This window comes from Glycomyces arizonensis DSM 44726, from assembly GCF_000482705.1.
Taxonomy (GTDB): Bacteria; Actinomycetota; Actinomycetes; order Mycobacteriales; family Micromonosporaceae; genus Glycomyces; species Glycomyces arizonensis.
Genome location: NZ_AXWO01000014.1, coordinates 77,987 through 99,233, shown reverse-complemented (window position 1 = coordinate 99,233; position 21,247 = coordinate 77,987). Strand labels below are relative to the sequence as shown.

General features: G+C 71.6%; 19 protein-coding genes. 13 read left to right on the top strand and 6 right to left on the bottom strand.

Features of this window, described 5'->3' with window-relative positions; all coding sequences use genetic code 11:
• Positions 1 to 45 precede the first annotated feature (45 nt).
• The 9 genes from H613_RS0111545 to H613_RS0111505 all read left to right on the top strand — a co-directional run bounded on the left by H613_RS0111545 (position 46) and on the right by H613_RS0111505 (position 10,078).
• Positions 46 to 1,221, top strand: a complete 1,176-nt coding sequence (locus H613_RS0111545) for an FAD-dependent oxidoreductase (RefSeq protein ID WP_035737804.1) — start codon at positions 46 to 48, stop codon at positions 1,219 to 1,221.
• Positions 1,218 to 1,481, top strand: a complete 264-nt coding sequence (locus tag H613_RS0111540; protein WP_084546555.1) for a (2Fe-2S)-binding protein — start codon at positions 1,218 to 1,220, stop codon at positions 1,479 to 1,481. The genes H613_RS0111545 and H613_RS0111540 overlap by 4 nt, the downstream gene beginning before the upstream one ends.
• Positions 1,478 to 2,818 (top strand): FAD/NAD(P)-dependent oxidoreductase, encoded by a 1,341-nt coding sequence (locus tag H613_RS0111535; RefSeq protein WP_026923915.1) that lies wholly within the window; start codon positions 1,478 to 1,480, stop codon positions 2,816 to 2,818. Before H613_RS0111540 ends, H613_RS0111535 begins: the two co-directional genes overlap by 4 nt.
• Positions 2,819 to 3,003: 185 nt before the next feature.
• A complete protein-coding gene (locus H613_RS0111530; protein WP_211234785.1) occupies positions 3,004 to 4,053 on the top strand; it encodes a LacI family DNA-binding transcriptional regulator in 1,050 nt (349 codons plus the stop codon).
• Positions 4,054 to 4,087: 34 nt separating this feature from the next.
• Positions 4,088 to 5,449 (top strand): ABC transporter substrate-binding protein, encoded by a 1,362-nt coding sequence (locus H613_RS26060; protein WP_035737740.1) that lies wholly within the window; start codon positions 4,088 to 4,090, stop codon positions 5,447 to 5,449.
• Positions 5,446 to 6,375 carry a carbohydrate ABC transporter permease gene (locus H613_RS0111520; RefSeq protein ID WP_026923913.1) on the top strand — a complete coding sequence of 310 codons (930 nt, stop codon included), beginning with the start codon at positions 5,446 to 5,448 and terminating at the stop codon, positions 6,373 to 6,375. The genes H613_RS26060 and H613_RS0111520 overlap by 4 nt, the downstream gene beginning before the upstream one ends.
• Positions 6,372 to 7,265 (top strand): carbohydrate ABC transporter permease, encoded by an 894-nt coding sequence (locus H613_RS0111515; protein WP_051393260.1) that lies wholly within the window; start codon positions 6,372 to 6,374, stop codon positions 7,263 to 7,265. Before H613_RS0111520 ends, H613_RS0111515 begins: the two co-directional genes overlap by 4 nt.
• A 75-nt stretch (positions 7,266 to 7,340) precedes the next feature.
• Positions 7,341 to 9,452: a beta-galactosidase gene (locus H613_RS0111510; RefSeq protein WP_026923911.1), complete on the top strand. Its 2,112-nt coding sequence runs from the start codon at positions 7,341 to 7,343 to the stop codon at positions 9,450 to 9,452.
• 107 nt (positions 9,453 to 9,559) lie between these two features.
• Positions 9,560 to 10,078 carry a GNAT family N-acetyltransferase gene (locus H613_RS0111505; RefSeq protein WP_211234784.1) on the top strand — a complete coding sequence of 173 codons (519 nt, stop codon included), beginning with the start codon at positions 9,560 to 9,562 and terminating at the stop codon, positions 10,076 to 10,078.
• Between the two features lie 3 nt (positions 10,079 to 10,081).
• On the opposite strand, the gene H613_RS0111500 is transcribed toward H613_RS0111505, so the two are convergent.
• Positions 10,082 to 11,341 carry an MFS transporter gene (locus H613_RS0111500; RefSeq protein WP_026923909.1) on the bottom strand — a complete coding sequence of 420 codons (1,260 nt, stop codon included), beginning with the start codon at positions 11,339 to 11,341 and terminating at the stop codon, positions 10,082 to 10,084.
• Positions 11,342 to 11,431: 90 nt separating this feature from the next.
• On the opposite strand from H613_RS0111500, the gene H613_RS0111495 reads away from it, so the two are divergent.
• The gene (locus H613_RS0111495; RefSeq protein ID WP_026923908.1) at positions 11,432 to 11,959 is read left to right on the top strand and encodes a helix-turn-helix domain-containing protein; all 528 of its coding nucleotides are present in this window, start codon (positions 11,432 to 11,434) and stop codon (positions 11,957 to 11,959) included.
• A gap of 39 nt (positions 11,960 to 11,998) precedes the next feature.
• Here H613_RS0111495 and H613_RS0111490 read toward each other — a convergent pair whose 3' ends face one another.
• The 5 genes from H613_RS0111490 to H613_RS26055 form a co-directional block, all read right to left on the bottom strand.
• Complete coding sequence (locus H613_RS0111490; protein WP_026923907.1) at positions 11,999 to 13,624, bottom strand: glycerol-3-phosphate dehydrogenase/oxidase; 1,626 nt, start codon at positions 13,622 to 13,624, stop codon at positions 11,999 to 12,001.
• 12 nt (positions 13,625 to 13,636) lie between these two features.
• The gene (glpK, locus tag H613_RS0111485; RefSeq protein WP_026923906.1) at positions 13,637 to 15,169 is read right to left on the bottom strand and encodes a glycerol kinase GlpK; all 1,533 of its coding nucleotides are present in this window, start codon (positions 15,167 to 15,169) and stop codon (positions 13,637 to 13,639) included.
• A gap of 67 nt (positions 15,170 to 15,236) precedes the next feature.
• The gene (locus H613_RS0111480; RefSeq protein WP_026923905.1) at positions 15,237 to 16,022 is read right to left on the bottom strand and encodes an MIP/aquaporin family protein; all 786 of its coding nucleotides are present in this window, start codon (positions 16,020 to 16,022) and stop codon (positions 15,237 to 15,239) included.
• A gap of 263 nt (positions 16,023 to 16,285) precedes the next feature.
• Positions 16,286 to 17,050, bottom strand: coding sequence for an IclR family transcriptional regulator (locus tag H613_RS0111475; RefSeq protein WP_026923904.1), 765 nt, complete (start codon positions 17,048 to 17,050; stop codon positions 16,286 to 16,288).
• Positions 17,051 to 17,257: 207 nt separating this feature from the next.
• Positions 17,258 to 18,022 (bottom strand): nitroreductase/quinone reductase family protein, encoded by a 765-nt coding sequence (locus H613_RS26055; protein WP_051393259.1) that lies wholly within the window; start codon positions 18,020 to 18,022, stop codon positions 17,258 to 17,260.
• 441 nt (positions 18,023 to 18,463) lie between these two features.
• On the opposite strand from H613_RS26055, the gene H613_RS0111465 reads away from it, so the two are divergent.
• The 3 genes from H613_RS0111465 to H613_RS0111455 all read left to right on the top strand — a co-directional run bounded on the left by H613_RS0111465 (position 18,464) and on the right by H613_RS0111455 (position 20,998).
• Positions 18,464 to 19,354: an SMP-30/gluconolactonase/LRE family protein gene (locus H613_RS0111465; RefSeq protein ID WP_026923903.1), complete on the top strand. Its 891-nt coding sequence runs from the start codon at positions 18,464 to 18,466 to the stop codon at positions 19,352 to 19,354.
• Positions 19,355 to 19,429: 75 nt separating this feature from the next.
• Complete coding sequence (locus H613_RS0111460) at positions 19,430 to 20,017, top strand: cysteine hydrolase family protein (protein WP_026923902.1); 588 nt, start codon at positions 19,430 to 19,432, stop codon at positions 20,015 to 20,017.
• A gap of 27 nt (positions 20,018 to 20,044) precedes the next feature.
• Positions 20,045 to 20,998 carry a GlxA family transcriptional regulator gene (locus H613_RS0111455; RefSeq protein WP_026923901.1) on the top strand — a complete coding sequence of 318 codons (954 nt, stop codon included), beginning with the start codon at positions 20,045 to 20,047 and terminating at the stop codon, positions 20,996 to 20,998.
• Positions 20,999 to 21,247: the final 249 nt, after the last annotated feature.

Sequence of the window (21,247 nt, the reverse complement as noted above, 5' to 3'; positions counted from 1 at the left end):
GCTCTTGTGCCACTCTGGTCAGGGAGCGGGTCGGAGGTGGGCAGGATCGAGTCGGCCGATGTGGTGGTGATCGGTGCCGGGATCATCGGCGCCGCGTGCGCCGAGGCGCTCAGCGCCGCCGGAGTGCGAGTGATCGTCGTCGACCGCGGCGCGCCCGCCAGTGCCACGACCGCCTCCGGCGAGGGCAATGTGCTCGTCTCGGACAAGGAGCCCGGCCCGCAGCTGGAGCTCGCCGTGGCGTCGCGGCGGCGCTGGCCGGTGCTGCTCGATGAACTGCGCGAGCTGATCGGGCCGCGACTGGCGTCGGTCGAGTGGGAGGTCAAGGGCGGCTTGGCGGTCGCCACGACCGCCGAGGCCGTCGGGCCGCTCGCGGCGCTGACGGCGGCGCAGCGCGCGTCCGGTGTGGAGGTCGAGGACCTCGACGCGGACCGGGCCCGCGAGTTGGAACCGCATCTGACCGAGCAGATCACGGCTGTGTCGCATTTCCCCGACGACGCGCAGCTCCAGCCGGTGCTGGCGACGGCGGCGCTGCTGGCGGCCCTGCGCGCCCGCGGCGGTGAAATCCACAGTGGGGTCACGGTGGACGGGATCGCCACGGACCGCTCGGGCGCGGTGGTCGGGGCGCGCACTGGCGCCGACGCGATCCCCTGCCGCGCGGTGGTGAACGCCTGCGGGCCGTGGGCCGGGCACTTCAGCGCGACGATCGGCGCGCCGATCGACGTGCTCCCGCGGCGGGGCATGGTCCTGGTGACCGCGCCGCTCCCCCGCTTCGTCGGCCGCAAGGTCTACGACGCGGGCTACGTGGACGCCGTCGCCAGCCCGGAGGCCGACCTGCGGACGTCGGCCGTGGTCGAGTCGACCGCGGCGGGCACGGTGCTCATCGGGTCGAGCCGCCGGCGGACCGCCTTCGACGACGACCTCGACGTCGCGGTGCTGCGGTGCCTGGCGCGCGGGGCGATCGGCCTGTTCCCGAAGCTGGCCGGGGTGCCGGTGATGCGGGCGTACGGCGGTTTCCGGCCGTACACGCCCGATCGTCTGCCGGTGATCGGCGAGGACCCGCGGATGCCGGGGCTGTGGCACGCCACCGGACACGAGGGCGCCGGGATCGGCCTGGCGGCGGCCACCGGGCGGCTGCTGGCGGACCTGTTCACCGGCCGCGAGCCGGTGGTCGACCCGGGGCCGTTCCGGGTCGACCGGCCCGAGATCGCGTTGGAGGCATGAGCGTGAGAGTGCGAGTGGACGGTGCGGAGCACGTCGCCGAGCGGGGACAGACCGTCGCGGCCGTGCTGCTGGCGGCGGGCCGGGGGTCGTGGCGCACCACGCGGATCGGCGGCCGCCCGCGCGGCCTGTTCTGCGGGATCGGGGTGTGCTTCGACTGTCTCGTGGTGGTCAACGGGGTGCCCGACGTGCGGGCGTGCCAGCGGGTGGTGGCCGACGGCGACGACATCCGCTCGCAGGACGGCGCGGAGCTGCCGTCATGAGGCGGGTCGTCGTGGTGGGCGGGGGCCCGGCCGGGATGGCCGCGGCGAAGGCGGCCGCGTCGTGCGGGGTGGAGGTCGTCCTGATCGACGCCGCGCCGAAGCTCGGGGGCCAGTACCACCGGCAGGACGCCCGCGAGAGCGGCGATCGTTTCAAGCTCCCTGATGGAGTCGAGCACCTTGCCGAGTCCGTGGTGTGGGCGATCGAGCCGATACTCGAAGGGCACCGGGTCCATGTGCGCACCGGCCCGGCCGACGGTCCCGACCGGACGGGCCGGGCGATCGAGACGCGGGCGCTCGTCTTGGCGACCGGCGCGTACGACTGGACGCCGCCGTTCCCCGGGTGGGACCTGCCGGGCGTCTACACCGCCGGTGCGGCGCAGGCGATGGCGAAGGGCCAGGGCGTCGCGGTCGGGGAGCGGGTGATCGTGGCCGGGACCGGACCGTTCCTGCTGCCGGTGGCGACGTCGCTGATCGACGCGGGCTCGCGCGTGTCGGCGATCCTGGAGGCGAACGACCCGGTCGCGGGGTTCGCCGCGCGTCCGGGCGGGGCGCTGGCGGGCTGGACCAAGGCCGGTGAGCTGGCGCAGTACGGGGCGGCTCTGGCGCGCCACGACGTTCCGCTGCGCCGCCGCTGCGCGGTCATCGCGGCGCTGGGCGAGGACCGCGTCGAGGCGGTGCTCGCCGCGCGGCTCGACGAGGACTGGAATCCCGTGCCGCACACCATGCGGCGCTTCGAGGTCGACGCGGTCGCCGTCGGCTTCGGCTTCACGCCGCAGCTCGAGTCGGCGGTGGCGGCGCGGTGTGAGATCGAGGGCGGGTTCGTGGCCGTGAACGCCGCGCAGGGCACCTCGGTGCCGGGCGTGTTCGCCGCCGGAGAGCTCACGGGGATCGGCGGCGCGGACTTGGCGGCGGCCGAGGGCGCGGTGGCCGGTGCCGCCGCGGCGAAGCGGCTCGGCGCGAAGGTCAGAGCGCCGATCGGGGCGATGCGCCGTGCCAGGGTCGGGCGGCGGTTCGCCGCCGCGCTGGCCGAGGCGTACCCGGTCCGGCCGGGCTGGCGCGGCTGGCTGCGCGACGGCACGATCGTGTGCCGGTGCGAGGAGGTCGCGTACGGCGAGATCCGCCATGCCGTCGAGGATCTGGACGTCGGCGGCGCGCGCTCGCTCAAGCTGGCGACGCGGGCCGGGCTCGGACTGTGCCAGGGCCGGATCTGCGGCCGCAACGTCGCCGAGCTGGCGAGCCTGCCGGATGCGGCGGACGCCTTCGCGCGCCGTCCTGTCGCCGTGCCGGTGCGGCTCGGCGAGCTCGCCGAGGACGTCCCGGTGGACGAGGCGCCGTGACGCCGCCGAGGCGCGGAGGCGCCCGGCGAGGCATCGACGAGTGTCGGTTCAATGGGGACGGCTAGCTGCGCAAACGCTCCCACGAACGGTTCGCGGAAAAATCGGGTCGCGGTCTTGACACGGTGACGGGGCGTTGCGTACCGTACGTCTGACTACGTAGTCAGACGCGCCGTCAGGAGACCGCCGTGAACGACCCCTCGCCGCCGACCGAAGCCGGTTCCCGGCGCCGCCCGCCCGGCATGACCGACGTGGCGCGGCTGGCCGGGGTCTCCCAGAAGACCGTCTCCCGCGTGGTCAACAACGAGCGCTACGTCAGCGCCGAGGCCCGCGAGAAGGTCCTGCGCGCCGCCCGCGAACTGGGCTTCCGCCCGAACACGGCCGCGCGGGCGCTCATCACCGGCCGCTTCGGGCGCATCGGCGTCGTCTCCCTCGGCACCGCGCTCTACGGCCCGGCCTCGCTGCTGGTGGCGTTCGAGCGCGCCACGCGCGCCGCCGGGTTCTCGGTCATCGTCGCCAACACCGCCGCGGGCGAGCCGGACTCGATCCAGTCGGGCATCGACTGGCTCCTCGAACAGGGCGTCGACGGGATCGTCATCTCCGAGCCCATCGACGAGGGCCAGCGGCTGCGCCTCGACCCGGCCGTCCCGGTCATCAGCTTCGGCAGCGCCCTCGGCGTGCCGCCCGAGCGGGTCGTCCCCAGTGGCGCGTCCGCCGCCGCGGTCGGCCGCGCCGCCACCGAGCACCTGCTCGACCTCGGGCACCGCCGCGTCTGGCACATCGCCGGACCGCAGCGGTGGTGGGCCGCGCGCGAGCGGCGCGAGGGCTGGCGCGAGGCCCACCTCGACCGGGACCTGGAGCCGCCGCCGCACTTCGAGGGCGACTGGTCCCCCGCCTCCGGACACAAAGCGGCTGCTCTCTTGCCCGCCGAGGCCACGGCCGTGTTCTGCGCGAACGACGACATGGCCATCGGATGCATCCGCGCGCTCGCCGAGGCCGGGCGGCGCGTCCCCGGGGACGTCAGCGTCGTCGGCTTCGACGACATCCCCGTCGCCGCCTACCTCACCGTGCCGCTGACCACCGTCCGCCAGGACTTCGAGGGCAGCGCGGCCCTGGCACTGGACGCCCTCATGCGGCTCCTGGGCGGCGAGGCTCCACTCCCGGGGCCCGAGGACGACGCCGAACCGCGGCGCCGCCTCGTCGTCCGCTCCTCCACCGCACCGCCTCCGACCCGGTAACAGCACCGCAGGCCCCTCCACGAAAGGAAGCGCCATGAATCCCCGCCTCAGCCGCCGCACGGCGGCGAAGGGGCTCGCCACCGCCCTCGCCGCGCCGCTCGCGCTCGGCGCGTGCGCCCGCGACAAGACCGACCATCCGACCAGCGTCACGCGGGCCCAGATCGACGAGGCCATGCGGACCCCGACCGAGATCACGTTCTGGACGTGGGTGCCCGGCATCGAGCAGGAGATCGCCCTGTTCGAACAGGCCTACCCGGCGATCAAGGTGAACCTCGTCAACGCCGGGCAGGGCGCCAGCCACTACGCGAAGCTCCGCACGGCGCTGCGGGCGATCAACGGCGCGCCCGACGTGGCGCAGCTGGAGTTCCAGATGATCCAGTCCTTCGCGATCACCGACGACCTGCTCGACCTGCGCCCCTACGCGATGGAGGGCCTGGAGGACCGGTTCGTCGACTTCGCCTGGTCCCAGTCGACCGGCACCGGCGGCGAGATCTGGGCGATCCCGCAGGACACCGGCCCGATGGGCATGCTCTACCGCACCGACATCTTCGAGGCCCACGGCATCGAGGTCCCCGAGACCTGGGACGACTTCGCCGCCGCGGCCGAGGCCCTCCACGAGGCCGACCCCGAGGTGTTCCTGACCAACCTCGCCCCCAGCCAAGGGGCGTTCTTCGCCGCGATGCTCTGGCAGGCCGGATCCGACCCGTTCGCGGGCTCCGACGGTGCCGACCTGCGCGTCGACCTCACGTCCGAGACGGCCTCCAAGGTCGCCGCCTACTGGGGCGACCTGGCCGGGCGGGGCCTGGTCTCCACCGACGCCGACTTCAACGACCAGTGGTACCAGGCGCTCAACCGCGGCAAGTACGCCACATGGGTCGCCCCCGCGTGGGCCCCGACGTTCCTGACCACCGCGGCCGCCTCGACCAGCGGCAAGTGGCGGGTCGCGCCGCTGCCGCAGTGGGACGCGGGCGCCCCGCCGGTCTCCTCCAACTGGGGCGGATCGACCTCGGCGGTCATGGCCACCACGGACAAGGAGATCCCGGCCGCGGTCTTCGCGCAGTTCATCAACACCGACCGCGAGTCCACCGAGACGATGGCGTTCGACCAGTTCCTCTACCCGCCGACGACGGCGCTGCTGGAGGACCCCGAGTTCACCGGGCAGGAACTCGAGTTCTACGGCGGCCAGGAGGTCAACGGCCTGTTCGCCGAGATCAGCGACACCGTCTCCCCCGACTTCCAGTGGTCGCCGTTCCAAGACCAGGTCTACGCCGACTTCACCGAGACCGTCGGCACCGCCTTCACTCAGCGGACCGACGCCGTGGCCGCCATGGGCGAATGGCAGGACCGCATCACCGAATACGCCGAGTACCAGGGATTCGAGGTGACCGAGTCATGACCGCGACCGCCACCGCGCACAAGACGCGGACCGGGGCGCCCGAGCGGCGCGGCCGACCGAACCGCTCGGGCAGGGCCGGATACCTCTTCGTCGCCCCGTTCATGATCGTGTTCGCCGCGCTGTTCCTGGTGCCGCTGGTCTACGCGGCCTACTTCAGCTTCTTCCGCGAGCAGCTCGTCGGCGGCACCGTCTTCGTCGGCTTCGAGAACTACACGCGGGCCTTCGGCGACGCCGAGCTGTGGACCGGCATCGGCCGCGTCGGTCTGTTCTTCCTCATCCAGGTGCCGTTCATGCTCGTGGCGGCGCTGTTCTTCGCGCTCGCGCTGGACACGGGCCTGGTCCGGCTCGGCAGGTTCGTGCGGCTGAGCATCTTCGTGCCCTACGCCGTCCCCGGCGTCATCGCGGCCCTGATGTGGGGCTACCTGTACGGGCCGGACTTCGGGCCGTTCGCGCAGCTGGCCGAGAAGGTCGGGGCGAGCGCGCCGGACTTCCTCGGCGCCGACCTCATGCTCGGGTCGATCGCGAACATCGTGTTCTGGGAGTTCACCGGCTACAACATGGTGATCCTGTTCGCCGCGCTCAGGGCCGTCCCGTCCGAGCTGTACGAGGCGGCCGCGGTCGACGGGGCCGGGCCGTGGCGGACCGCCTGGAGCATCAAGATCCCCGCGCTGCGCGGGGCGCTCATGGTCTGCCTGATCTTCTCGGTCATCGGCAGCTTCCAGCTGTTCAACGAGCCGAACCTGCTGCAAGGTCTCGCGCCCACCGTCATCGACAGCTCGTACACGCCCAACCTGTACGCCTACAACCTCGCCTTCGTCGGCCAGGAGTACAACTACGCCGCCGCGGTGTCGTTCATCCTGGGCCTGGTCATCCTGGTCGGCTCGTACGTGTTCATGTTCCTCACCAACCGCCGGAGCCGGTCATGACCGCCGAGACGACGATCAAGCGCCCGCGCGCCGGGCGCATCAAGGGCGGGCGCCGCACCATTCTGACGATCGGGATGCTCGCGGCCGCCGCCTACTTCCTGCTGCCGCTGTTCTGGGTCCTGGTGGCCTCCAGCAAGACCAGCGCGGACCTGTTCTCCACCTTCGGGCTGTGGTTCTCCGGGGACTTCGCCCTGTTCGACAACATCGGGGAGACGGTCACCTACGACGGGAACGTGTTCCTGCGGTGGATGGGCAACACGCTGCTGTACGCGGTCACCGCCGCCGGGGGCGGGGCGCTGCTGGCGTCCCTGGCCGGGTACGGCTTCGCCAAGTACCGGTTCAAGGGCAACCGGGCGATGTTCATGACCGTGCTCGGCGCGGTCATGGTCCCGACGACGGCGCTGGCGATCCCGACGTACCTGCTGTTCAGCAGGTTGGGACTGGCCGACACGCCGTGGGCGATCATCCTGCCCTCGCTGATCAACCCGTTCGGGCTGTTCCTGATGACCGTGTACGTCCAGTCGGCGGTGCCCGACAGCCTCCTGGAGGCCGGCCGCATCGACGGCGCCGGCGAGTTCCGGATCTTCTTCCAGGTGACGCTGCGGCTGCTCGCGCCCGGATTCGCGACGGTCCTGCTGTTCACCCTCGTGAACACCTGGAACAACTACTTCCTGCCGCTGATCATGCTCAACGACCCGGACCTGTACCCGATCACGGTGGGCCTGGCGAGGTGGCAGGGCCAGGCGGCGGCCGCGGGCGGCGCGAGCGGGGACCTGGTGCCGCTGGTGATCACCGGCTCGCTGCTGTCGGTCATCCCGCTGATCATCGCGTTCCTGTTCCTCCAGCGCTACTGGCAGTCGGGGCTGGTGACCGGAGCGGTCAAGCAGTGAGCTTTCAAAGCCGGGCCGGGGGCCACGCGAGGACGGCCCCCGGCCCTCATCGCGAATAGAAGAAGGAAACCATCCATGGACAACTGGCCGAATCCGATCCTGTTCGGGGCCGCGTACTACCACGAGTACCAGCCGGAGGCCCAGCACGGCATCCTGTCGGGCCCCGCGCGGGACCGGCTCGCGACCGACCTCGACCTCATGGCCGAGGCCGGCTTCTCGGTGATCCGCGTCGGCGAATCGGTGTGGAGCACCTGGGAACCGGAGGACGGCCGCTTCGACCTGGAGTGGCTCGCGCCGGTGCTCGACGGGGCGAGGGAGCGCGGCATCGGCGTCGTGCTCGGCACGCCGACGTACGCGGTCCCGCCGTGGCTGGCGCGGCGCTACCCCGAGATAGCCGGGGAGCACCGGACCGGCGAGCGGATCGGCTGGGGCGCCAGGCAGGAGGTCGACTACACGCACGCGGCGTTCAAGTTCCACGCCGAGCGGGTCGTCCGCCAGATCCTGGCCCGCTACGCCGACCACCCGGCGGTCATCGGCTTCCAGGTCGACAACGAGCCGGGGCTCCAGCTCTTCCACAACGAGGGCGTGTTCCAGCGCTTCGTCGACCACCTGCGGCACGCCTACGGCGACGTCGAGACCCTCAACCGCGAATGGGGCCTGGTGTACTGGTCGCACCGGATCTCGACGTGGGCGGACCTGTGGCGGCCCGACGGCAACGCGCAGCCGCAGTACGCGCTGGCGTGGCGGCGGTTCCAGAACGAGCTGACCACCGAGTTCATCGGCTGGCAGGCCGACATCGCGCGCGAGTACGCGCGGGAGGACCAGTTCGTGACCACGTGCATCTCCTATCCGCGCCCGGCCGTCGACGACCGGGCCGTGGCCGAGCGGCTCGACGTCACCGCGGGGAACCCGTACTACCGGATGCAGGACGCCCTGGCGCTGCCGAAGGACGACGGCGGCGCCGAGGACTGGATGACCGAGGGCACGTGGGCGCTCTACCACTCGGCCGACCGCCTGTTCTCCTCGAAGCAGGCGCCGTTCCTGGTGACCGAGACGAACGCGCAGGCGATCGGCACGCCGTGGAACAACGAGCCGGCCTACGACGGGCAATGGCGCCAGGCCGGGTGGGCGCTGGTCTCGCGCGGGGCGCGGATGATCGAGTACTGGCACTGGCACACGCTCCACTTCGGAGCGGAGACGTACTGGGGCGGCGTCCTGCCGCACAGCCGGGAGCCGGGCCGGACCTACCGGGAGCTGGCGGTGCTGGGCGGCGAGCTGCGCAAGGCGGGCGAGCTGCTGGCGGACATGGTGCCGGACGCGGACGTGGCGGTGCTGTACTCCAAGGCGAGCCAGTGGGGCCTGGCGACGCACCCGCAGCTGGCGCTCGGCGACCGCGGCGCCGACCGCAGGTCGTACGAGTCGATCGTGGACCCGTTCTACCGGGGGGCGTTCGACGCCGGGCTCCAGGCGAGGATCGTCCACGTCGAGCAGCTCGACGCGCCGGAGGCGTTCGCGAAGCGGCACCCGGTGCTGGTGGCGGCCGGGCTCTACATCGCCGACGACGCCACGCTGGACTGGCTCGGAGCGTACGCCGAGGCGGGCGGGCACCTGGTCGTGGGCCCGCGAACCGGTTACGGCGACGAGGAGGCGCGGGCGCGCCTGGAGGTCAAGCCCGGCAGGCTCGCCGAGGCGGCCGGGGCCTGGTACGACGAGTTCGCGAACCTCGCCTCGCGCGTGCCGGTGCGCGGCGTCGACGGCTCGCCGCTGGACCTGCCAGAGGACGCGGCGGCCACGCGCTGGGCCGACGGGCTGCTGTTGGACGGGGCCGAGGCGCTGGCCGAGTACGTGCACCCGCACTACGGCAAGTTCGCCGCGGCCTCGACGAAGGCGCACGGCAAGGGCCGCGTCACCTACGTGGGGACGGTTCCCGATCCGGCGTTCGCGAAGGCGCTGTTCGGGTGGGTCGCACCGGAGGACGCGTGGCGCCCGGCGCACGCGAGCGTGACGGCGACGAGCGGGCGCACCGGCGACGGCCGCACGGTGCGCTTCGTGCACAACTGGTCGTGGGACGAGGTCGACTTCGAGCTGCCCTCGGCCGTGCGGGACGTGCTCGGCGACGCCTCGTACGCGGCGGGCGAGCGGCTGCGGCTCGGCGCGTGGGACGTGCGGGTCCTGGTCGAGGAGTAGGCGGAGCGTCAGGGGCCGCCCGCGACCGGATGCCGGTCGCGGGCGGCCCTTCCCGTGCGCCGCGGAAATCCATTGCCCCCGCGAGGAGCGGCGGTCATACTCTGCCGGTGACTTTGATTCGACGCGAGACCGAGAGCGACCGGGCCGCGGTCCACGCCGTCCAAGACGCCGCCTTCGCCACCGCCCAGCACGCCTCCGGCCACGAGGCCGACCTTGTCGACGCGCTCCGCGGCGGCGAGGACTGGGTGCCGCGGCTGTCGCTGGTGGCCGAAGTGGACGGGAAGATCGCCGGGCATGTGGTCTGCACCCACGGGCGGCTCGCCGGTGAGCGCGTGCTCGGGCTCGGCCCCATCGGGGTCGAGCCCGCCCTGCACGGCAAGGGGATCGGGGCGGCGCTGATGCACGCCGTGATCGGCGCGGCCGATGCTGTCGACGAGCCGGGGATCGTGCTGCTGGGAGACCCGAAGTTCTACGGCCGCTTCGGTTTCGTCCTCGCCGAGGAGCTCGGGGTGGTCCCGTCCGATCCGAACTGGGCACCGTACTTCCAGGTCCGCGCGCTCGCGAACTGGGGGGAGGAACTGCGCGGCCGATTCGACTTCCCGCCCGCCTTCGACGAGTTCGGCTGACGCTCAGGCGGCGACCGGTTCGGGCTCCTCCTCGGCGTGCCGCGGGAGTTCGCGCAGGTTCCGCAGCGGGGACAGCAGCACCGGCACGAACGTCAGGCAGCCGGCCGCGGCGCAGATCCACAGCGCCGTCCGCGAGCCGTAGGCCTGTCCGAGCGCGCCGCCGAGGAGCGAGCCGAGCGGGAGCACGCCCCAGACCAGGCACCTGATGGTGGCGTTCATCCGGCCCAGCATCCGGTCGGGGGTCAGCTGCTGCCGGAAGCTCACCTGGGTGACGTTGTAGACGACCCCTCCGGTGCCGACCAGGACCATGCCCGCGGTGGCCAGGAGCAGCGTCCAGTCCGGCTCGACGGCGGGCAGGATCAGCATGCCCGGGGAGGTCACCGCGGTCGCGACCCACAGCACGCGGCCCTCGCCGATCCAGGAGGCGATCCGGCGCGCCACGAAGGAGCCGAGCAGTCCCCCGATGCCGAAGCTCGACAGCAGCAGGCCGATCTGGCCGGCCGTGAGGCCCAGTTCGCGCTCCAGGTAGACCACCTGCATCGCCATGAAGCCCGACGACCAGAGGTTGAACCACCCGGTCGAGCCGACGATCGCCCGCAGATACGGGTTGCGGAGCACGAAGGCGAGTCCTTCGCGGACTTCGCTGGTGATCTTCGAGCCGTGCTCGACCTCGGGCCTCGGCTCGCGGCGGCGGATGCGCGTCACGAACAGGGCCGAGGCGCCCATGGTGACGGCGTCGACGAAGAGCGCGATCGGCGCGCCGAGCCATCCGATGAGCTGCCCGGCGAGCGCGGGCCCGCTCAGGTGCGCCGTGGAGCGGACGGTCTCGAGCTTGGCGTTGCCCTCGATCAGCTTCTCCCGCCCGACCAGGGAGGGCAGGTAGCTCTGATAGGCGACGTCGAAGAAGACGGTGAACACGCCGCTGACGAAGGCGACGGCGTAGAGCTGCCAGATGGTGAGGACGTCGGCCCACCAGGCGAGCGGCACGGTGATCAGCAGGGCCGACCGGATGAGGTCGCAGTTGATGAGCACGCGGCGGCGGCGCATCCGGTCGACCCAGGCGCCCGCGGGCAGGCCGACGAGCAGGAACGCGAGCGTGGTCATGGCGGCGAGGGCGCCGACCTCGAACTCGCTCACGTCGAGCGCGATGACCGCCACGAGCGGCAGGGCGAGCATGGTGACCTGCTGGCCGAACTGGCTGACGGTGGTGGACAGGAACAGCCCGCGGAAGTCGTGGTCGCGGAGCAGTCCGAGGCGGCCCATCAGTGGGCCCCGTGCGGAGAGACGAGCATATGATTGAGTATTCCCAATCGATTGGGAAAAGTCAATCACTCTTGCCGCTACGATGAGGGCGTGGCGGATGAGAGCGACGACCGGCCCCTGGCGACCGAGGCGGAGGCCAAGGCGGTGGCCTCGGCGGTGCGGCTGCGGATCCTCAGGCTGTGCCTGGACAAGGCGCTGACGAACAAGGAGATCGCCCAGCGGCTCGGGGCGAACCCGGCGACGGTGCTGCACCACGTGCGCAAACTGGTCGACACGGGTTTCCTGGCGGCCCAGGAGGAGCGCTCCGGCGCGCGCGGCGCGCGCGAGATCCCGTACCTGGCGACGCGCAAGTCGTGGAGGCTGAAAATGGGCGAGGAGCACTGGTCGGTCCTGACCGGGGCCATGCTGCAGGTGTTCCAGTCCGAGGTGGCGCAGCTGGACGACCCGGCGCAGGTGAACGTCGCGCGCTTGGGGCCGCGGTTGAGCGAAGCGCAGTACGAGGAGTTCCAGCGGCGGTTGCAGGCGCTGCTCAACGACCTCGCCCGCCAGGAACCGGGACCGGACGCGAAGCCCTATTCGCTGTTCATCGCCATCCACCCGGACACCGGACGCGAATGAGCGGGCCGCGCCGAGCGATCGGCGCGGCCCGCCGCTCCCTCACTTCGAATCGAGCATCAGCTGGACCTTCGCCCGCACCTCGGGCGTGTCCAGGCCCCTGATCGTCAGGGTGGTGCGGCGGCGCAGCACGTCGTCGACCGTCTCGGCCCACTCGTGGTCGCGCGCGTAGGCCGCCTGCGCCCAGATCTCGGGCGCCTCGGGGTGGATCCGCTCGGCCAGCTCGGGGTGCTCCCCCGCGAGCCGGGCGATGTCGAACGCGATCGAGCCGTAGTGCGTCGCCAGGTGCGCGGCCGTGTCCTCGCCGAGGTGCGGGACCGGCCTGCCGCCGTCGCTGAGCAGCCGGTGCTCGACGGCGTGCGGGTTGGCGATGCCCGGCAGCGGCAGGCGCTTGGGCAGGTTCTCGAGCGGCTCCATCTCCCGGCCGATCGAGCGGCCCGGCAGTTCGGCGAGCTTGCTCATCACGGTCCGTCCGATGTGGCGGAACGTGGTCCACTTGCCGCCGGCCACCGACAGCATCCCGCCCCTGCCCTCGGTCACCACCGTCTCGCGCTTGGCCTTCGCGGTCGCGCCGGGGCCGCCGGGCAGGACGCGGAGTCCGGCGAAGGAGTAGGTGATCAGTTCGCGCCGCAGCTGGCGGTCCTGCACCGACAGGCTCGCCTCGCCGAGGATCTGGTCGACGTCGGCCTCGGTGACCGCCACGTCGGCCGGGTCGCCGGTGTACTCCTCGTCGGTCGTGCCGAGCAGCAGCATGTCCTCCCACGGCAGGGCGAACGTGATGCGGTACTTGTCGATCGGCGTCGCCAGTGCCGCCCGCCAGTGGGCGGTGCGCTTGAGCACCAGGTGGGCGCCCTTGGACAGGCGGATCGACGGCGCGGCGCCAGGGTCCTCCATGCGACGCAGGTGGTCGACCCACGGGCCGGTGGCGTTGAGCACCACGCGCGCGTCGACGCCGAACTCGGTGCCGTCGACGCGGTCGCGCAGCTCGGCGCCGGTGACGCGACCCTGCATGAACCGCAGGCCGGTGACCTCGGCGTGGTTGAGGACGATCGCGCCGGACTCGGCGGCGGCGCGGACGGTCATGAGCGCCATGCGGGCGTCGTTCATCTGGCTGTCGCCGTAGACGGCGACGGCCTTGAGGTGCTCGGTGCGCAGCTCCGGCACGTCCACGCTGGCCTTGGCGGGGCTCAAGAGGTGCCCGACGCCGTCGCCGAAGGCCGACAGCGCCGAGTAGGCGAACACGCCCGCGCCGAGCTTGGCCGCGCCGTGCGGACCGCCCTTGTAGACCGGCAGGTAGAACGTGAGCGGCCTGGACAGGTGCGGGGCGACCGCGCGCGTGACGGCGCGGCGCTCGAAGTGGTTCTCGGCCACCAGCTTCACCGCGCCGGTCTGGAGATAGCGCAGGCCGCCGTGGAGGAGCTTGGAGGAGGCCGAGGAGGTGGCGCCGGCGAAGTCCCCGGCGTCCACGAGGGCCACCCGCAGCCCCGACTGGGCGGCGTGCCAGGCGGTGGAGATGCCCAGGATGCCGCCGCCGATCACCAGCAGGTCGTAGGTCGCCCTCGACAGCTGCTCGCGGCTCTCGGCACGGCTCGGGTTCAGGGTGGTGAACACGGGCGAGCCGCCGGTCGGGTGCGCCCCCGGGTCGGGGACGCGCTGCAGGATGGTCACGGTTCCGCTCCTCTACTCCTCTATCCAGCCCATGGTCCGTTCGACGGCCTTGCGCCACTGGTGGTATTCGCTCTCGCGCAGCTCGGCGTCCATGGCGGGCGTCCACTCCGCGGCGCGGCGCCAGTTGGCGCGCAGGTCGTCGGTGCTCTGCCAGAAGCCGACGGCGAGGCCCGCGGCGTAGGCGGCGCCGAGGCAGGTGGTCTCGGCGACCATCGGGCGCACCACCGGAGCGTCGAGCACGTCGGCGAGGAACTGCATGAGCAGGTTGTTCGAGGTCATGCCGCCGTCGACCTTGAGCGCGGCGAGCTCGACGCCGGAGTCCTCGGTCATCGCGTCGGCGATCTCGCGGGTCTGCCAGGCGGTGGCCTCCAGGACGGCGCGGGCGATGTGGGCCTTGGTGACGTACCTGGTGAGCCCGGCGATGACGCCGCGCGCGTCCGAGCGCCAGTAGGGCGCGAACAGCCCGGAGAAGGCCGGGACGAAGTAGGCGCCGCCGTTGTCCTCGACCGAGGAGGCGAGCGTCTCGATCTCGGCGGCGGTGCTGATGAGCCCCATCTGGTCCCGCATCCACTGCACGAGCGAGCCGGTGACGGCGATCGAGCCCTCCAGGGCGTAGACGGGGTCGTCCTCGCCGATCTGGTAGCCGACGGTGGTGATCAGGCCCGACTCGGAGTGGATGAGCTTCTCGCCGGTGTTGATGAGCATGAACGTGCCGGTGCCGTAGGTGGACTTGGCCTCGCCGACGTCGTAGCAGGTCTGTCCGAACAGGGCGGCCTGCTGGTCGCCGAGCGCGGAGGCGACGGGGACGCCGCCGAGGAGCCCGCCGAGGGTGCCGCCGGTGACCTCGCCGTAGACCTCCGAGGAGGAGCGGATCTCGGGGAGCACCTGCATGGGCACGCCGATGGCCGCGGCGATGTCCTCGTTCCAGTTCAGGTCCGAGAGGTTCATCATCAGGGTGCGGGAGGCGTTGGTGACGTCGGTGACGTGCACGCCGCCGTTGACGCCGCCGGTCAGGTTCCAGACGACCCAGGAGTCCATGGTGCCGAACAGGAGTTCCCCGGCCTCGGCGCGCTCGCGCAGGCCCTCGACGTTGTCGAGCAGCCAGGCGATCTTGGGCCCGGCGAAGTAGGCGGCCAGCGGCAGGCCGGTCTCGCGGCGGAAGCGGTCCTGGCCGACGTCGCCGCCCAGTTCCCGGCACAGGGCGTCGGTGCGGGTGTCCTGCCAGACGATCGCGTTGTGGACCGGCTCGCCGGTGCGCTTGTCCCACAGCATGGTGGTCTCGCGCTGGTTGGTGATGCCGATGGCGAGGATGTCCTCGCGGACGACCTTGGCCTTGACCATCGCCCCGGCGACGACCTCTTGGACGTTGTTCCAGATCTCGGCGGCGTCGTGCTCGACCCAGCCGGGCCTGGGGAGGATCTGCTCGTGCTCCTTCTGGTCGACGGCGACGATGCGGCCGTCGCGGTCGAAGATGATGCAGCGGCTGGAGGTGGTGCCCTGGTCGATGGCCGCGATGAAGGGTCCTGCGGTGTGTGCGTCGGTCATGTTGCGCTCCTGAACGTCATTGTCAAGATTGGCTCTGCCAAATTCGGTTCTGTCGGGTTCGGTCTCATCATGCGAAGGCGACGTTGTAGAGGCCTCCGGCCAGCGCGGCGCCGATGAGCGGGCCGACGACCGGGATCCAGGCGTAGCCCCAGTCCGATCCTCCCTTGCCCTTGAGCGGCAGGAGCGCGTGGACGATGCGGGGCCCGAGGTCGCGGGCGGGGTTGATGGCGTACCCGGTGGGGCCGCCGAGGGAGAGGCCGATGCCGACGACGACGAGCGCGGTGATGAGCACGCCGAGGGTGCCCAGGCCGTTGCCGTCGTCGTTGAGGCCCTGGGTGAGGATGGCGATGACGAGGACGAACGTGGCGATGACCTCGGTGGCGAGGTTCTGGGCGGCGTTGCGGATCTCGGGACCGGTGGAGAAGATGCCGAGCATGGGGCCGGCCTGCTGGACGGCGACCTCGGCGGTGTCCTGGTCGAGGGGGCCGGACTGGACGTCGAGGTCGGCCAGGTGGGTCTTGAACTGGCCGTAGTAGGCGATCCAGACGAGGAAGGCGCCGAGCATCGCGCCGACGAGCTCGGAGGCGATGTAGACGGGCACGTCGGACCAGTCGGTGCCGCCTTGGAGGGCGAGGCCGAGGGTGACGGCGGGGTTGAGGTGGGCGCCGGAGACGCCGGCGGCGATGTAGGCGCCGGTGAGGACGCCGAGGCCCCAGCCGAAGGTGATGGCGACCCAGCCGGCGTTGTGGGCCTTGGAGCGCTTGAAGTTGACGGCGGCGCAGACGCCGCCGCCGAGGAGGACCAGCATGGCGGTGCCGACGATCTCACCGGTGATGATGTCAGAAGTGGACACGTGACTCCTTTGTCCGTGGTCGAGGCGGGGCCCGCGGGTTGTCCGCGGCCCTCTCCTCCGGGAAGGGCTTTGTCGGCCCACGGGCCTGACGGACTCCTGAAGCCGACAGGCGTTCGACAATGTCGACCAACGTGCGCAAATTCTTCTCCTATGTTACCGTCACGTCAAGTGATATGTGATGGAAAGCACATCTTAAATCGAAGATCGTCGAAACCGACTGCACCACAGCACATCGAGCACCACGTGGCACTCGGAGGGAAGCGTCAGAACGGGCCGGAGCCCAGGTCCCGGGAGACCGACCTCGCGCAGTCGCGCACCGCCGCGACGAGCTCGGGGCGGACTTCGCCGCCCTCGCAGACCCGTTCCACCGCGCCGGTGATGCCGACCGCGCCGACGGCCAGGCGGCGCCGGTCGAAGACGGGCGCCGCCACCGCGGCGACGCCGTCCCAGGTCTCCTCGACGTCGGTCGCGTAGCCCTGCGCGCGCGTCGCCTCGACCGCCCGCTCGACGTCGTCGAGCTCGGTCGGCGTCCTGGCGGTGAAGGGTTCGCGCTCGGCCTCGACGAGTTCGCTGTGGGCCACGGGGTCGTAGGCGGCCAGGACCTTGCCGAGCGCGGTGGAGTGCAGCGGCTGCATGGCGCCGACCTCCAGGACCTGGCGGCTGTCGTCGGGCCGGAAGACGTGGTGGACGACCAGGACGCCCTGCTGGTGCAGGACGCCGAGGTAGACCGCCTCGCCGCCGGACCTGGCCAGGTCGTCGGTCCACACCAGGGCGCGGGCGCGCAGCTCGTGGACGTCGAGGTAGGTGGTGCCCAGGCGCAGCAGCTCGGCGCCGAGCTGGTAGCGGCCCGAGGCGGGGTCCTGTTCGACGAAGCCCTCGTGCTGGAGGGTGCGCAGGATGCCGTGGGCGGTGGCCTTGGCCAGGCCGAGCGCGGAGGCGATGTCGGAGAGGCCGAGTCGGCGCTCGCCGCCGGCGAGCAGCCGCAGCATGGCCGCGGCGCGCTCCAGCGACTGGATGTTCCTCGGCATCGCAGCGCCTCCGTTCGTAGATCGTCCGCGTTCGACAATGCTAAACGCTAGTGGTCTTTGCCGACCAGGGGTCCACGCAAGTGTGCCCTCGCGCTTGGCGTCGACGGGCGCCGCCCGGGCCGGCGACACAGGTACAGCAGACCATCCGGATCGGGGCGCGCTCACGCGGCCCTCCCTAAGTGGAGGGCCGCGTGAGCGCGCGGCCGACTATGCGGCGGTCGGCGGGAACGGGATCTCGGCCAGGACCGGGATCAGCGCCTCCTCCTCATAGTCGAGGTGCGCCGTCAGCTCCTCGGACAGCCGGTCGAGCTCGGTACTGAACGCGGCCGGGTCGGCCGAGCCGATATCGGACAGCAGCGCGGCCAGCTCACCTTGGATCCGCGCCACCGTCCGGTGCTCCGAGCGGAGCCGGTCGATGGCCTCGCGCAGGTGCGGGTGGTCGCCTTCGATGGCGGGGAACATGTGGTCCTCGTGGGTGTGGTGAAACTCCAGTGACTGGCAGAATGCCAGGCAGTGCTGGCGCAGTTGCAGGCCGAGTCCGGGTTTCGGCGCATCGCCGGGGCCGTCGTGGGCGGCCCGCGCGGCGAAGTACACGTCGGCCTCGGCTCGGACGTGCCGCAACTGCGAGCGCAGCCAGGTGTGGACATGCACGAGCAGGTCGGCGAGGTTGTCCACCTCGGCGTCCTCGGGCCCTGACCGCTCCAGGGCCACCGTGGACCCGTCCTCGGCGGGCACGGCGACGGCGCCGAAGGTCTCGGCGCCGATCGCGACGCTCACCATCGGGTGGGCGAAGAGGTCGCGATGCCAGTCGAGTCCGGGCTCGGCGGTGAGGAGCAGCCGATCGCCGTCGCGAAGATAGGTCAGCGCGAAGGTCCGCTCGTGATCGGTCTCGGCGTTGACGGTGGTCAACATGAGCGTGTCGGCGGCCGCGGCTCGGTCAGTGGTCTGGTGGTCGTTGTCGGAAGTCTGCATGTGCTGTGGTGATGCTCCATGGTCAAAGAAAGCCCGCGTCATGCGCGGATGGCGGAATGCGTGCGGCACGGGAATGGAACGGTGCCGCGGAGCCGCCGAGGCGCGACGAGGTGCGTCGCCGGCTGCGGAGGCGTCATTGGAGTCGTTGCACGGCAGCGCGAAGCAATGCCGAGAACGGAAGACGGTGCGCGCGAACGCGCTTACGTCATACGGAGAGTGCGGAGAGGAACCTCATGACACGACCCTTCGATGTATGGTGCTCGCCCGACTGCCGACCTGCCTTGAATTTCCTGGTCGGCGCCACGTGGCACGGCGACCATTAAAGCACCCCGCCCACCGGTCTCGCAAGCCCCTCCCGCCCCCACCGACGCGGAGGCGTCACGCCGCTGGAGACCATATAGATTCGCGGGCGACACCACCGGTCGACAGGGGAGCCGCCAGATGAGCAACACGCCCGTAACGTTCGATGTCCGCGACGAACGCTGGAACGTCGGCGGCGACGACTACCTCGAATGCCTGTTCTCGGGCGGCAGGTGGACCGAGGGCCCGGTGTACGTGCCGTCGGGCCGCTACCTCCTGTTCAGCGACATCCCGAACGACCGGCTGATGCGCTGGGACGAGACGGACGGCTCGGTCAGCGTCTTCCGCTCCCCCGCCCGCTACGCCAACGGCCACACGCTCGACCGCCAAGGCCGCCTGGTCTCCTGCGAGCATGGTGGGCGGCGGGTCTCCCGCACCGAACTGGACGGCTCGATCACGGTGCTGGCCGACCGCTGGAACGGCAAGCGGCTCAACAGCCCCAACGACGTGGTGGTCACCTCCGACGACGCGGTCTGGTTCACCGACCCTCCCTATGGGATCGCCAGCGACTACGAGGGCCACCGGGCGGAACCGGAGATCGACGGCTGCCACGTCTACCGCGTCGATCCGGCATCGGGCGCGGTGGAGCGGGTGGCCGACGACTTCGCGCGTCCCAACGGGCTCGCCTTCTCCCCTGACGAGCGCCGGCTCTACATCGCCGATACCGCCCGCGGCCACATCCGATCGTTCGCGGTCGACGGCGCCTCGCTGAGCGGCGGCGAGGTGTTCGCCGAATCCCCCGGCGGCAACTTCGACGGTCTGCGCCTCGATGTCGAGGGCCGCGTCTGGGCCGCCGCGGCCGACGTGAACTGCTTCCATCCCGACGGGACGCTGCTGGCGACGCTGGCGATCCCCCAGCCGGCCGTCGCGAACCTGGTCTTCGGCGGCCCCAAGCGCAACCGCCTGTTCGTGTGCGCGACCGACTCGGTGTACTCGATGCTGCTGAGCACCAACGGCTCCTGGCACCTGTAGGCGGTGACCGGATCGTTCCGCATCGGGCCGGGATGATGCCTGTCGCCCAGGCCCGCGGGGCGCCAGGATTGGGGCATGAAGAAAGCACTGATCGTCATCGACGTCCAAGAGTCCTTCCGGCAGCTCCCCGACTGGGCGGCCATTTCCGATCCCGACATCGCCGAGAAGGCGGGCCGCCTCGTCGACCACGCCCGCGCCGAAGGCGACCTGGTGGTGTGGGTCCTGCACACCGCGCCCGGCTCGGGCGGGGCCTTCGATCCCGACCAGGGCCACGTCCGCTACATCGAGGGGCTGAAGCCCGAGCCCGGCGAGCCGGAGCTGACCAAGACCTCGCACAACGCGTTCACCACCACCAATCTGCACCAGATCCTGACCAGGGAGGGCGTCGGCGAGGTGCTCATCAGCGGCATCCGCACCGAGCAGTGCTGCGAGACGACCGCGCGGGTCGCCTCCGACCTCGGGTTCGGGGTGACGTTCGTGTCCGACGCGACGGCGACCAACCCGATCGAGCACCCGGGCGCCGAGCCCGGGCGGGACCTGGAGGCGATCCTGGCCGACCCGCGCACGCTCGGCACCGACGAGGTCATCGCCCGGACCGAGTACGCGCTGGCGGGCCGGTTCGCGCGGATCAGTAGTGTCGCGGAGGTGACCGCCGCCTCCTAGCGGCTGACCAGATCGAGAGGCCCCCGCATGACCCGCGTCGTCTTCCTGCTCCTGCCGCAGGTGCACCTGCTGGACCTGGCCGGTCCGGCGCAGGTGTTCTCGACCGCGAGCGAGCTCGGCTTCGGCTACGAGTCGTACTACGTCGCCGAGCACGAGGACGTGCCGACCGCGCAGGGCCTCTCGGTCCGGGCCTCGACCGACTGGCCCGAGCTGGACGTCGGCGACCTGCTCTTCGTGCCCGGCTGGCGTTCGCCGGGGCGCGTGCGGCATCCCAGGCTCACCGAGGCGCACGCGGCCGGGCTGGCGGCGCACCACGAGCGGGGCGGGACGGTCGCGAGCGTCTGCGCGGGCGCCTTCGCGCTGGGGCAGGCGGGGCTGCTCGACGGGCGGCGCTGCACCACCCACCACGCGCTGCAGGACGAACTGGCGCAGCGGTTCCCGGCGGCGTCGGTGGTGCGCGACCGGCTGTTCACCACCGATGACCGGATCGTGACCTCGGCGGGCATCGCCAGCGGGATCGACCTGTCACTGCACCTGATCGGCGTGCGGCACGGGCATGCGGCGGCGGCGCGCATCGCCCGCGGCATGGTCGTGTACGCGCGCCGCAACGGCGACGCTTCCCAGCACAGTGTGATGCTGCGGCACCGCTCGCACCTGTCGGACGTCGTGCACCGCGTCCAGGACGTCATCGACGTGCGCTTCACCGAGGCGTTGCGGCTCTCGGAACTGGCGGCCGAGGCGGGGGTCAGCGAGCGCACGCTGACGCGGCTGTTCGCCCGCGCGACGGGAATGACGCCGCTGCGGTACCAGTCGCTGCTGCGGCTGGAGCGGGCCGAGCACCTGATCGGCCAGGGCGAGACGGTGGAGTCGGCGGCGCGCGCGGTGGGCTTCACCGACGCCCGCATGCTCCGCAGGCTCAGATCGCGTCCCCGCGCCCAAGAGGCACCCCACTGGGGCGAAGCGCGACCGGCCGAATCATAAGACCGGAAATCATCCACTGTCACTGTTGACATCAAAGTGACGGGAGTGCATTCCTCGTGTCTTCATCGACCCGGCGAACGGATGCGGCGGCCTCGCTTCCCGTCGCAGTACGGGCGACGCCCGAACCGCGCGGCAATCCACCATTCGAACAGTTCGCAAGATCATTTTCCTCGTTGCCGGATCGTCGATCCTATGGCGACGAACGTTAATGCAACCCCTCCTGGAGCAGGGTATGCGACTCGCCCGAAG